This window comes from Cupriavidus sp. FW305-F7, assembly GCF_058782875.1.
Genome location: NZ_JBYSYC010000021.1, coordinates 97,551 through 110,193 on the forward strand (window position 1 = coordinate 97,551; position 12,643 = coordinate 110,193).

Consider the following 12,643-nt stretch of genomic DNA (forward strand, 5'->3'; position numbering starts at 1 on the left):
TGCCATGAACAAGATCCTGCTTGCGACCGACGGGTCGGCCTATAGCGACGCGGCCGCGCGCTACCTGGTACAGAATCCCCTGTTCAGCCGCGACTTCGTGGTGCACGTGATGCACTGCGAGCCGGATGTGGCTGGCGACATCAAGACCTTCATCGACCGGCACACCCTCGATGCCTGGCATCGCGAACAGAACGACAAGGCGATGCAGTCCGTGGCCAGCATCCTGGGCGAGGCCGGTATCGCTTTCGAGTGCCATGGCGTCGTCGGCTTCGCGCCGGCGCGCATCGTCGAGTACGCGGGCAGCATTGGCGCCAGCCTGATCGTGATGGGTTCGCACGGCCGCGGCGGCTTCCTGGATGCCATCATCGGCTCGGTGGCCAGGCGAGTCCTTGCCCACGCGCACTGCCCGGTGCTGCTGGTCAGGAGCTAGCCACTCTCAAAGGGCGGCGCGCAGGCCCAGGAAGAAGCGGCGCCCGGGCGCGGGTTCGAAATACCGCCCGTTGGCCTCGTTGACGATCACCGAGCCGATATAGCGCCGGTCGGTGAGGTTGTCGATGCGGCCGAAGACGTAGAGCCGGGTCGGGCCGATGCGGAACTCATAGCCGGCGCGCAGGTTGAAGACCGCATAGCCGGGCGCGGCCTGCGTGTTGAGGTCGTCGGCGTAGACGCGGCTGTCCACGCGCATCTCGGCCCCCAGCGTCAGCGGCGCTGCCGGCCGCCATGACAGGTCCGCGCCCAGGCTGTGGCGCGCGGTGCCGGGCAGGCGGTTGCCGGCTGCCACGGTCTGGCCCTGCGCGTTGACGAAGCTGTCGCCGAAGTAAGCATCGAGCCAGGTATAGGCCAGTCCTGCCTCGATACGGCCGCCGCCGCCCTTGCCCGGCGTGCCCACCTCGCCGAGGAAGCCGCCGCGCCAGCCCAGTTCAAAGCCGCGCCGGTGCACGCCGCTGACATTCTGGTAGACGGTGCGCCCGGCGTTGTTCGATTGGGGCACCACTTCGTCGTGGCTGTCGGCATCGAACAGCGCCGCCTCCAGCCGCTGTCCCGCCGCCTGCCACTTGATGCCGATCTCGCCCTGGCGGCTGGTAGAGGCCTGCAGCCCCAGGTTGCTGCCGACGCCGCCTGGGCCGTAGGCGACTTCGGTCAGCGTCGGTGTCTCGAAGCCGCGGCCGAGGTTGGCGTAGACGTTGAGGGAATCGAGCGCGTGCCACACCACGCCAAGCACGGGGCTGACGTTGCTGTAGGTCGCGCTGCCACTGTCGTCGGGGCTGGCCGCATTGATGAAGTGGTCGTCAATGCCAAGCCGCACCCGGCTGGCGCGCACGCCGCCCACCAGTTGCCACGCCGAGTGGAAGCTCCAGTCGAACTGCGCAAAGGCGCCAAGGTCGGTCGCGGTATTGGTCTCGTCGCGGCGCAGCGCGCCCTGCGTGCCGTTCTGGTTGACGTAGCCGTTGCGGCCATCGCGCATGCCGTTGGCTTCGAGCCCGGCGCTCCATAGCAGCGGCAGGCCGGCGGCGGTGGTGGCGCGCCGGCTCCACGACAGCGCGGCGCCGCCGTAGGTGCGGTCCAGGTCGACGATGCCGCCGGCCGAATTCGGCGCGGCACCGCTGAGGCCCAGCCGCTGGTACAGGTTGCGCGTGCCGCCGTACAGGCGTGCCGACAAGCTGTCGGTCCCGGTCAGCTGGTGGTCCACCACCACGCCGGCCTGGGTCTGCTCGACATTCTTGCCGGTATCGAACTGGGTCGCCGCGGGCACCGCCTGGCGCGGGTTGGCATCGGCCTGCGCACGCGTGAGCCCCAGCGGGTCCTGCGCCAGCGGCTGGTTGAAATAGTTGAACTGGCCGGTCACGCGCGTGCCGCTGGCCGGCTGCGCCACGACCTTGGCATTGAGCTGGTAGCGGCGCGCCGCGCTGTGGTCGCGGTAGCCGTCGGTCTGGTAGGTCCAGGCATTGAGTGAGCCGCCGAGCCGGTCGTTGCCGCCGGCCAGCGCGATGCCCGCCTGCCACTGGCCATCCGAGCCGAACCCCGTCGACGCGCGCCCGCTGAAGCCATCCTTGGGCGGATCGGGCGTGAACACCTGCACCACGCCGCCCGACGCATTGCCATACATCTGCGCAAACGGGCCGCGCAGCACCTCGACGCGGCTGGCGTTGGCAAGGTCGGCAGTGGAAGCCTGGCCCTGCCCGTCCGGCATGGTGGCCGGGATGCCGTCGACATACAGGCGCACGCCGCGCACGCCGAAGGTAGAGCGCGTGCCAAAGCCACGCACCGCAAGTTGCAGGTCCTGCGAGTAGTTCTGCCGGTCGCGCACCGCCACGCCCGGCACGCCGGCCAGCACCTCGGACAGGTTCACCAGCGGCGTGGCGCTGCGCAGCGGATCGACCGGCACGCTGTCCACCGCCGCCGGCGCATCAAAGCGGCGCTGCTCGCCGCGGGTGGCGCTGACCACCACGTCGGGCAGCGTTTCAGCAGTGGCAGCGGCCACTGCCGTGCCGGGCGGGTCGGCGGCACGCGCGCCGGTGCTGGCAAGGATCAGCGCGGCCAACGCCAGCGCGGAGCGGTTCGCGAACGGGATGCGGGGGATACCGGAACGGCGCTGCTGCCGGACCGCCAAAATCTGCCTGCCGCCTGGTTTCATGGGGATCGGAAGCGGTTGCGGGTTCTGGCGCGGAGGACGGGGGCGCCGGGCACAGGTGAATGTGTCGCAACTTTATCGTGCCGACAGCACTATTGTCACGCGCGCGGCTGCGGGGAAAACCCGCGGAAGAGACCATGCCGAAACCGGATTCCAGATGTTCAGAAAAATTCAACAACTGATTGCATGGACGCTCACGCAACCAATTCCATGGCTCTCTACACTGCTTTCATCACCCGCCGCAACCGCACCAGTCCATCACGCGATGCAGCATAAGGGTATTCAGATTTCCGCAACTACCAAGGGATCCACCATCATGACCACCGCACAAACCCGCATCGCCATCGTCTACCATAGCGGCTACGGCCACACCGCCAAGCAGGCCCAGGCCGTTGCGCGCGGGGCCGGCAATGTCGCAGGCGCTGAAAGCCTGCTGATTCCGGTCGAGGACATCGACCAGCACTGGGACACGCTGGAGCAGGTGGACGCCATCATCTTCGGCGCGCCGACCTACATGGGCAGCGCCTCGGCACAGTTCAAGGGTTTCATGGACGCCACCTCGCGCAATGTCTTTGCCAAGGGCGGCAAGTGGGCCAACAAGGTCGCGGCCGGCTTCACCAACGCGGCCTCGCGCTCCGGCGACAAGCTGGCCACGCTGCAGCAGATCGCGATCTTCGCGGCGCAGCACGGCATGCACTGGGTCAACCTGGGCCTGCCCCCGGGCCACAACAACTCCAAGTCGACCGAGGACTCGCTGAACCGCCACGGCTTCTTCCTGGGCGCCGCCGCGCAGTCCAACGCCGATGAAAGCGCCGACGTGGTGCCGCCGCTGGCCGACCTGCGCACCGCCGAGCACCTGGGTGCCCGCGTGGCCGAAGTTGCGCAGCAACTGGTCGCGGGCCGGCGTGCGCTGGCTGAACTGAAAGAAGCTGCCTGATCCCGTCGCACTCTGACTGATCGGCCCCCATGGGGCCGATTTTCTTTTCCGGGGCAGTCGCGAGCCCCTGGGCGGTCAGTACAGGACTTCCAGCTCGTCGAACAACTCACTGTCCTTCTGCGCCGCCGAGCGCGCGCGGCGCCGGATTTCCTGCAGCAGGCAGTCGGTGAAGCACTGCGCCGCAGGGCTGCGCACCGCGTTGTGGCGCGTGATGACGCCGAGCCGGCTGGTCTCGAACTGCTCGGCCAGCGCAAAGACGTGGACCCAGCCGCGCATCGACTCGGTCAGCAACAGCGGCCGCGGGCAATAGCTGATCATGCCGGCATTGCGGATCAACTCCAGCAGCAGCGCGGTGGAGTGCGCGCAATGCAGCCGCGCCGGGTCGATGCGGGCTTCATGCTGCCAGAACAGGTTGCGCATAAAGGACTCGTAGCTGGCCGCGGTGTAGTTGACGACCCAGTCCTGCTCCAGCAGTCCGTGCAGCGACCGCGCATCCGCGCACGGGTGCCCGCGCCGCGCGATCACACACGAGGTGTAGGCAAGCAGCGGCTCGCACTCGAATTCCTGCGTGGACATCGCCGCCGTGAACGGCCCCACGGCAAAGTCCAGCGTGCCTTCGCGTAAGCGGGGCAAGGCCACCGCGGTCAGGCCTTCGAAGATCTCCACCTGCACGCCCGGCATGCGTTCGCGAAAGCGCAGCAGCACGCGCGGCAGGAAGGTCAGCATGACCCAGGGCGTGACGCTGATGCTCAGCCGCCCCACCCCTTCGCCGCGCAGCGTGGCCAGTTCTTCACTGGCGCGGGCGAGCTGCCCGACCACCAGCCGGGCGTGGCCCAGCATGCGCTGCCCCGCCTCGGTCAGCGCCACGCCGCTGGCGGTACGCGACAGCAAGGGCAGCCGCGCCTCGCTTTCCAGCTCGCGCAGCGCCTTGGTGACCGCCGCCTGCGACAGCCCGACCAACCGGGCGGCGGCGCGGATACTGCCGGCGTCGGCAACGGCGACCAGCGCCTGGATCTGGTGGAGTTTCATCGTCATGGCGGTTCGAACTGGTGACAACCAATGGTTGTCAGGATAACAGTATTGCGGCTATCGGCACGCGCGGGCCCTGCATAAGATCGGCCCACGCAATCCCCCGACAAAGCCTCCGGAGACCCCATGCACCCCGATCCCGTCCTGCCCGGCATCCGCGCCATCGAAGCCGAGATGGTGGACCTGCGTCACCGCATCCACGCCTATCCCGAGCTCGGCTTCGAGGAATTCGCCACCAGCGACCTGGTGGCGGAGTGCCTGCAGGCCTGGGGCTATGCCGTGCATCGCGGCCTGGGCGGAACCGGCGTGGTAGGCACGCTGCGTCACGGCGAAGGCCGCGCCATCGGCCTGCGCGCCGACATGGATGCGCTGCCGATCCGCGAAGCCACGGGCCTGCCGTATGCCAGCAAGATCGATGGCAAGATGCATGCGTGCGGCCATGACGGCCACACCGCCACGCTGCTGGCCGCGGCCCGCTACCTGGCCGAGCACAAGCCTTTCCGCGGCACGCTGCACGTCATCTTCCAGCCGGCCGAGGAAGGCATGGGCGGCGCGCGCGAGATGATCCGGGACGGCCTGTTCCGCCTGTTCCCCTGCGATGCGGTGTTCGCGCTGCACAACATGCCCGGCCACCCGACCGGCAAGTTCGGCTTCCTGGGCGGGCCGTTCATGGCCTCGTCTGATACTGTCACGATCCGCGTCACCGGACGCGGCGGCCACGGCGCGGTGCCGCAGCGGGCGGTCGATCCGGTGGTGGCCTGCGCGTCGATGGTGATGGCCTTGCAGTCGGTGGTGGCGCGCAATGTGAACCCGCTCGACATGGCCATCGTGACCGTCGGCGCGATCGAGGCCGGCAAGGCGCCCAACGTGATCCCCGAGAGCGCCGAGCTGCGCCTGTCGGTGCGCGCGCTGAAGGCCGAGGTGCGCGACCTGCTGCAGGCACGCATCACCGCGCTGGCGCATGCCCAGGCCGAAAGCTTCGGCGCCAGCGCCGAGGTCCACTACGACCGCCGCTACCCGGTGCTGGTCAACGACCCCGCCACGACCGAGATGGCGCGCGAGGTCGCGCGTGAATGGCTGGGCGAGGACGGCCTGATCGACAACATGGTGCCGCTGACCGGCAGCGAGGATTTCTCTTTCATGCTCCAGGAATGCCCGGGCTGCTACCTGATCGTCGGCAATGGCGATGGCGAGGGCGGCTGCATGGTGCACAACCCCGGCTACGACTTCAACGACGCCTGCCTGCCGCTTGCGGCCACCTACTGGATCAAGCTGGTCGAGCGCTACCTGCGCTGAGCCACGCTCCGCCGTCGACAATGACCGGCCCCAAGGCCGGCGCCACCCCACCCACGGAGACACCGAATGCCCACTTCCCTGCCCGCGCAGCCGCTGGACGGCGCTTATGCCGCGCCCCCGGCCAGCCGCGCCGCACCGCGCCGTGGCGTGATCGCAGCCATCACCATTGGCAACGGCCTGGAGTTCTACGATTTCACCGTCTACAGCTTCTTCGCGGTACTGATTGGCAAGCTGTTCTTTCCCGTGACCGGCAGCTTCGGCCAGCTGATGCTGTCGCTGGCCACGTTTGGCGTGGGCTTTGTCGCGCGCCCGCTCGGTGGCCTGCTGATCGGGCTCTATGCGGACCGCGTGGGGCGCAAGCCGGCCATGGCGCTGACGCTGTGGCTGATGGGGCTGGGCTCGCTGCTGTTCGTGGTCACGCCCACCTATGCGCAGTCCGGGCTGGCCGCGCCGCTGCTGATCGTGCTGGCGCGGCTGCTGCAGGGCTTTGCGCTGGGCGGCGAGGTCGGGGCCTCCACGGCGCTGCTGATGGAGTACGCCGACGACCATTCCCGCGGCTACTACGGCAGCTGGCAGCTGTTCAGCCAGGGCGTGAGCGTGCTGCTGGGGGCGGTGGTCGGGCTGTCGCTGACCAACGGGCTCTCGCCTGACGCCCTGCAAAGCTGGGGCTGGCGCGTGCCGTTCGCCATCGGCATCCTGGTGATCCCGCTCGGCCTCTATATCCGCCGTCACCTGGAAGAAACCGCCGAAGCGCCGGCCGCCGGCGCGCCGGGCCATGAACGTGCAGGCCTGACTGAAATCTTCCGCGGACACGGCCGCGTGGTGGTGGCCGGCGTGCTGGTGACCATCGGCGGCACCTCCGCCACCTATATCGTGCTGCACTACATGACCAGCTACGCGGTGACGGTGCTGAAGATCCCGCTCGGGCTCAGCATGGCCGCCGGCTGCGTCGCCGCGCTGGTGCAGGTGGGGCTGTCCGCGTATGCCGGCAGGCTGTCCGACCGCATCGGCCGCAAGCCCGCCATCCTGTGGTCGCGCGTGGCGATGCTGGTGCTGGTCTACCCCGCCTTCCTGCTGCTCAACGCACGGCCGTCGCTCGGCACGCTGCTGGCCGTGGTCGCGATGCTGGCCCTGCCGCTGGTGCTGAACGTGGTGCCGTCCGTGGTGCTGATCACCGAGCTGTTCCCGCGCCGCATCCGCGCCAGCGGATTGTCGGTAGTCTATTGCATCGGCGTGCTGGTGTTCGGCGGCTTCGCGCAGCTGATCGCCACCTGGCTGATCGAACTGACCGGCAACGCCAGCGCCCCGGCGCTGTATGTGATCGGCTGCGGCCTGATTTCGCTGGTCGGGCTGGCGATGGTGCCGGAGACGGCGGGCAAGCGGCTGGACTGACGGTGGCGGACTAGTGTCCTGTTCCGCAGATAGCTTGCCAAAATGAAATCGTCCAGTTGGCTGTCAGGCTAGGCGCGAGGAGGCGCCATAGCCATAGCTATGGCAACGACGAGCAACGACGAGCAACGACGCATGGCGGCCAACTGGGCGATTTCATGGCAAGGTATCTGCGGATACAGGACACTAAGCGCCGGACAAGATCCGGCGCGCGCGCTCCAGCACCGGACGGTCCACCATCTTGCCGTCCACCGCCACCGCGGCGCCATCGGCAGCGGCGGCCGCGGCCATGACACGCACGGCCCAGTGCCGTTCATCGGCCGACGGCACCAGGCCGTCGTGCACGCCGCGGACCTGGCCCGGGTGGATCAGCAGCTTGGCGCCAAAGCCGAAGGCCCGGGCGCGGCGCGTTTCCGCGGCAAGTGCGGCGTCATCGCCGATTGCGGTGCAAACGCCATCCACGGGCGCGGGCAAACCCGCCGCGCGGGAATGAAGCACCAGCCGGCTGCGAAAGTGGTGCAACGCTTCGCCGTCGTCCTGCACGTCGAGATCGAACATCAGATCGATGCTGCCGAACAGCAGCCGGACCACGCCGCCGGCACGGGCCAGCTCGCGTAAGCCGGCAAAGCCGGCGGCGTTCTCGACCAGCGGGAAACAGCGCACACCGGGCAATGCCGCAGCCAGCGCATGGACGCCGGCCGGATCAGCCTTCGGCAGCACGATTTCCGAGACACCCTGCGCGCGGCACCAGGCGAGATCGTCTTCGTAGTACGCGGTATCGGCCCCGTTGATGCGCACCAGCATGGCGACGCCGGCTGCCGATGCCTGCGCGCAAAGCGCCGCCCATGGGGCGCCAAGTCCGTCGCGGGCCTGCCCCTTGTCGGCGGGCGCGACCGCATCCTCGAAGTCGACGATGACGGCATCGGCGCCGGAGACTATCGCCTTGGCGATGCGCTCCGGACGCGAGGCCGGGACAAACAGGTAGCTGCGCGGATTGGCGATCGGCATGGCGCTCCTTTCAGACTGCGCCGGCTGAGCGCAACGCGGCAATCTGCGCCGCGGTCTGGCCCAGATCGGCGAGGATGGCATCGGTGTTTGCGCCGAGCGACGGAATCGGGTCCATGCGTGCCTCGGTCATGCCCGGCGGCAGCAACGCCGGCACGGGACCCACCGGCGTGTCGACCTGGCGCCAGCGCTGGCGCGCCGCCAGCTGGGGGTGATCCCATACGTCAGCGATGGTGTTGACGCGCGCATTGGCGATCCTGGCGGCCTCCAGCCGGTCGACCGCTTCGGCGGCGGTCAGGCCCGAGAAGCTGTCGACGATGCGCGCGCGCAGCGCCGCGCGGTTCTGGTTGCGCAGGCTGTTGCTGGCAAAGTCGGGATGCGTGGCGAGATCGGGTTCGCCCAGCACTGCCTCGCAGAACACGACCCACTCGCGCTCGTTCTGCAGTCCCAGCATCACGGTCTTGCCATCGCCGGTCGGAAACGGGCCATAGGGATAGATGGTGGCATGTGCCGCACCCGCGCGCGGCGGCGGCTCGGCGCCATCGAAGGCGTAGTAGAGCGGGAAGCCCATCCACTCCACCATCGATTCCAGCATCGAGATATCGATGCGCTTGCCGCGCCCGGTCTTGCCGCGTTCGAGCAGCGCGGCCAGGATATTGGTATAGGCATACATGCCGGCCGCAATATCGGCCACCGAGGCACCGGCCTTGACGCCGTCCTCCGGCGTGCCGGTCACGGAGACAAAGCCGGACTCGCTCTGGACCAGCAGGTCGTAGGCCTTCTTGTCGCGGTACGGGCCGTCGCTGCCATAGCCCGAGATATCGCACACGATCAGGCGCGGGTACTTTTCGCTCAGGCTGTCGAAGTCCAGGCCCAGGCGCGCGGCCGCGCCGGGCGCGAGGTTCTGCACCAGCACGTCCGCGCGTTCGAGCAGTCCGGCCAGCACGGGGGCGGCCGCGGCGTGCTTGACGTCGAGCGTGAGGCTCTCCTTGGAGCGGTTGGTCCAGACGAAGTGCGAAGACAAGCCGCGCACGCGCGTGTCGTAGGCGCGGGCAAAGTCGCCGCTGCCAGGCCGCTCGATCTTGATGATGCGCGCGCCCAGGTCCGCCAGCTGGCGGGTACAGAACGGGGCCGCGATCGCCTGCTCCAGGGAAACGACGGTGATGCCTTCGAGGGGATGGGGCATGGTGGTATCCGGTTTTGCGCAATGTCCTGACGGCAATCTACCGGAGCGCGCCGCACCTGGGAAATACCGATTGCCGAGGGGATCATAAGTAAAATGAATACTTTGGAATTCTCCCGGAGCCTGCCTTGGACCTGCGCGCCATGCGCTATTTCATCGCCATCGTCGACCAGGGCAGCCTGACGCGGGCAGCCGAAGTGGTCTGCGTGGCGCAGCCCGCACTCAGCCAGCAGCTGGCGGCGCTGGAAAAAGAGCTGGGCGTGCCGCTGGTCCACCGCGGCGCCATGGGCGTCAGGCCCACGGAAGCCGGCCGCACGCTCTATCGCCACGCCCGCAATATCCTGCGGCAGGTGGAGATCGCAGGCGCCGAGGCCCGGGTGGCGGGCACGGATGTCACCGGCATGGTTGCCATCGGCCTGCCCACCACGGCGGCAGCGGCATTCGGCATGCCGCTGATCCGCGCCGTGCGCGCCCGCTATCCGCAAATCCGGCTGCAGCTGTTCGAGAGCATGAGCGGTTATATCTCGGAGCTGCTGGACCACAACCGGCTGGACTTCGCCATCCTGTTCCGCGATGTGCCGTCGCGCGCGGTGGAACTGGAGCGGCTGGCGAGCGAATCGCTATACCTGGTCGGAACGCTTCCCGTGACGCGCGGGCGCACAAAGGCGCAAGCGAAGCCTCGGGCGCAGGCCGGTGCGGAAGGCGCTACGGTCGCGATCAAGGCATTGGGCGAGCTGCCACTCGTGCTGCCAAGCGGCTCGCAGGGCCTGCGCGAAGTGGTCGAGCTTGCCTTCGCGCAGGCCGGCGTGCCGCTGAACGTGGTGGCCGACCTGGATTCGCTGCCCTTCCTGCTAGCGACCGCGCGCGAGGGCCTGGCCTGCACCATCCTTCCCGCGTCGTCGCTGTCCGACGCGGACAGCGAAGTGCCGCGGCACCTGATCGTGCCGGAACTGCGCCGCACGCTGTCGCTGTGCTGGCCACGCGCGCTGCCGCGCACCAGCGCGGCCGAGGCCGTGGCGGAGGTGCTGCGCGAACTGGTGGCCGAACGCATTGCGGCGGGCGGGTCGCTCAAGCCGCCGCTCATTCCGCCGCCTGCAGCCGATCAATAAAACTTATGCCCGTAGTCGGCGATTGAATTTCACGCCGGCGCAGCAGTCGGCTAGAGTTGCCACCAGCCTGGGCCGGCATTCACGGCCCCGCAACTCCAGGAGACACCATGCAACGCACCCGCCGCGCCCTGGCAGCCGCCGCTGCCCTGGCCGCCTGCCTGCCGCTGTTCAGCGCCAGGGCCCTCGCCGCCGATCCCTATCCGTCCAAGCCCATCCAGATGATCGTGCCGCAGGCGCCGGGCGGCACCAACGATATCGTCGCGCGCCTGGTCGCCGCGACCCTGTCGCAACGGCTCGGCCAGCAGGTGGTGGTGGAAAACCGCCCGGGCGCCGGCGGCAATATCGGCACCCAGGCAGCGGCCCGCACCGCCCCGGACGGCTACACGCTGCTGATGACCATCAGCAGCACGCAGGCCATCAACCCGTCACTGTACCGCAGCATCCCGTTCGACCCGGTCAAGGATTTCGAGCCGATCGCCCCGGTGGCGAGCGTGCCGAACGTGCTGGTGGCCAATCCCGCCTTCCCCGCCAAGTCGCTGCCCGAACTGATCGCGATGGCCAAGGCTAGCCCGGACTACTACCGCTATGCCTCCGCCGGCAATGGCACGCTGAACCACCTGCTGGGCGAGATGCTCAACAGCATGGCCGGCATCAAGCTCGAACACGTGCCCTACAAGGGCGTCGCGCCAGCGCTGAACGATGTGCTGGGCAACCAGGTGCCGCTGGCCTTCGCCAGCCTGCCGTCAGTGCTGGCCCATATCAAGGCGGGCAAGGTGCGCGCGCTCGGCGTCAGCTCCGCCAAGCGCTCGCCGTTCGCGCCGGACATTCCCGCGATCAGCGAAACCGTGCCCGGCTATAGCGGCGACCTCTGGGTCGGCCTGTTCGCGGTCAAGGGCACGCCGAAGGACGTGACGCAAAAGCTTGGCCAGGCCATGCAGGAGATCCTGGCGGACAAGACCCTGCGCGACAAGCTAGCGGCACAGGGCGCCGAAGTCATGACGGGCACGCCGCAGCAGTTCAGCAAGATGCTGGCGTCCGACATGGACAAGTGGGCCCGCATCGTGAAGGCATCGGGCGCGCAGGTGGACTGAGCGCAAAAGCACCCAGGCGGCACGCCAGCGGGCATGCCGCCACTCCCGCACACCCCCACCCTATCGGGCAACGAGCGCCGCCAGGTCCAGCCCCCCGCCGGTCGCGAAATTATTGCGACAAGACCCCTTCCAGCAGCTTTCCTCAACAGGTAGTTCCTACCTTCGGCTAATCGTCGGGCCAGACAGCTCCCATGACGGCGAGCCGCCAGGGCCATCCCACTTGGTGTTTTCCCTAGGGCAAAAAGCCTTGGCGAAGCCCGCGGCAGTGCGCTACATTTGAATCAAATAAATCTTTTATTTGATTATTTATTCGATGCGCGCGATACGTCACGCGCCACCAGGAGACAGCGCCCCCGATGAGTTTCCAAAACCACTCTTTCTAGCGACGGCGGTGATAGGTTGCGATTTCGCGCGTCGCGATCTCGTAGACCTTTTCCAGTTGTTCCAGCTGTCCGGCCGCCTTTAGGGCGCCGGATTTAGGGCCGAATTCGCCTTGCGCGGTCTCGAGCAATGTCTCGCGCCGCAAGCGGGCGAATTCGTCGCACACCCTTATGCCTTCGTCAGTGGCGAAGTAGTAAATGCCCGTGCGTGCGCTGCCGTATTTGTCGACCAGTTCGGCCTTGAGCAGCTTGCGCAACTCATATTGCATGTTGGGCACATCCTGGCGATTGGTCATGTGCAGCAGGTCCTTGATGGTCTTGGGCCGTTCGTGCATCCGGATGATGTGCAGCAGGGTATTTTCCTGCCCGCTCAGCGTAATACCGGTCACGGCAGCCAGGCATTCGGACTGCCACCGCAGGAACGACTGATAAACCCGCATGACGGCGTATTCGAGGTCGGTGATCTCGACGCTGAAATCATCCGTCGCCAGGTGCCAGCGATGTTGCTCGGCAGTGCGGTCGATTTTCGCGGATGGCGTGGAGTTACTCGAGGTCTTGGGCATTGTCAGCTCGACGCACGTTGCGTGCGTGG

11 protein-coding genes are annotated in these 12,643 nt (G+C 67.9%); 6 read left to right on the top strand and 5 right to left on the bottom strand.

Annotation, left to right across the window (positions count from 1 at the left end; all coding sequences use genetic code 11):
• The first annotated feature begins 4 nt into the window (after positions 1-4).
• Positions 5-430, top strand: a complete 426-nt coding sequence (locus tag AC3WL8_RS20390; protein ID WP_013953686.1) for a universal stress protein — start codon at positions 5-7, stop codon at positions 428-430.
• A gap of 6 nt (positions 431-436) precedes the next feature.
• On the opposite strand, the gene AC3WL8_RS20395 is transcribed toward AC3WL8_RS20390, so the two are convergent.
• A complete protein-coding gene (locus AC3WL8_RS20395; protein WP_211982059.1) occupies positions 437-2,635 on the bottom strand; it encodes a TonB-dependent receptor family protein in 2,199 nt (732 codons plus the stop codon).
• Between the two features lie 313 nt (positions 2,636-2,948).
• Between AC3WL8_RS20395 and AC3WL8_RS20400 the strand changes: the two genes are divergently transcribed.
• Positions 2,949-3,569 (top strand): flavodoxin family protein, encoded by a 621-nt coding sequence (locus AC3WL8_RS20400; RefSeq protein WP_013953688.1) that lies wholly within the window; start codon positions 2,949-2,951, stop codon positions 3,567-3,569.
• Positions 3,570-3,644: 75 nt separating this feature from the next.
• Here AC3WL8_RS20400 and AC3WL8_RS20405 read toward each other — a convergent pair whose 3' ends face one another.
• On the bottom strand, positions 3,645-4,604 hold the full coding sequence (locus tag AC3WL8_RS20405) for a LysR family transcriptional regulator (RefSeq protein ID WP_013953689.1): 960 nt from the start codon (positions 4,602-4,604) through the stop codon (positions 3,645-3,647).
• Between the two features lie 120 nt (positions 4,605-4,724).
• On the opposite strand from AC3WL8_RS20405, the gene AC3WL8_RS20410 reads away from it, so the two are divergent.
• A complete protein-coding gene (locus AC3WL8_RS20410; protein WP_153953336.1) occupies positions 4,725-5,894 on the top strand; it encodes a M20 aminoacylase family protein in 1,170 nt (389 codons plus the stop codon).
• 66 nt (positions 5,895-5,960) lie between these two features.
• Complete coding sequence (locus AC3WL8_RS20415; RefSeq protein ID WP_211982061.1) at positions 5,961-7,286, top strand: MFS transporter; 1,326 nt, start codon at positions 5,961-5,963, stop codon at positions 7,284-7,286.
• A gap of 183 nt (positions 7,287-7,469) precedes the next feature.
• Here AC3WL8_RS20415 and AC3WL8_RS20420 read toward each other — a convergent pair whose 3' ends face one another.
• Together AC3WL8_RS20420 and AC3WL8_RS20425 are read right to left on the bottom strand one after the other, a co-directional pair.
• The gene (locus AC3WL8_RS20420) at positions 7,470-8,291 is read right to left on the bottom strand and encodes an HpcH/HpaI aldolase/citrate lyase family protein (RefSeq protein ID WP_492378686.1); all 822 of its coding nucleotides are present in this window, start codon (positions 8,289-8,291) and stop codon (positions 7,470-7,472) included.
• 10 nt (positions 8,292-8,301) lie between these two features.
• Positions 8,302-9,474: a CaiB/BaiF CoA transferase family protein gene (locus AC3WL8_RS20425; RefSeq protein WP_153953334.1), complete on the bottom strand. Its 1,173-nt coding sequence runs from the start codon at positions 9,472-9,474 to the stop codon at positions 8,302-8,304.
• A gap of 125 nt (positions 9,475-9,599) precedes the next feature.
• On the opposite strand from AC3WL8_RS20425, the gene AC3WL8_RS20430 reads away from it, so the two are divergent.
• Positions 9,600-10,580, top strand: coding sequence for a LysR substrate-binding domain-containing protein (locus AC3WL8_RS20430; RefSeq protein ID WP_153953333.1), 981 nt, complete (start codon positions 9,600-9,602; stop codon positions 10,578-10,580).
• 107 nt (positions 10,581-10,687) lie between these two features.
• Positions 10,688-11,671, top strand: coding sequence for a tripartite tricarboxylate transporter substrate binding protein (locus AC3WL8_RS20435; RefSeq protein WP_153953332.1), 984 nt, complete (start codon positions 10,688-10,690; stop codon positions 11,669-11,671).
• A 379-nt stretch (positions 11,672-12,050) separates the two neighbouring features.
• On the opposite strand, the gene AC3WL8_RS20440 is transcribed toward AC3WL8_RS20435, so the two are convergent.
• A complete protein-coding gene (locus AC3WL8_RS20440) occupies positions 12,051-12,614 on the bottom strand; it encodes a winged helix DNA-binding protein (RefSeq protein WP_228772319.1) in 564 nt (187 codons plus the stop codon).
• Positions 12,615-12,643 lie beyond the last annotated feature (29 nt).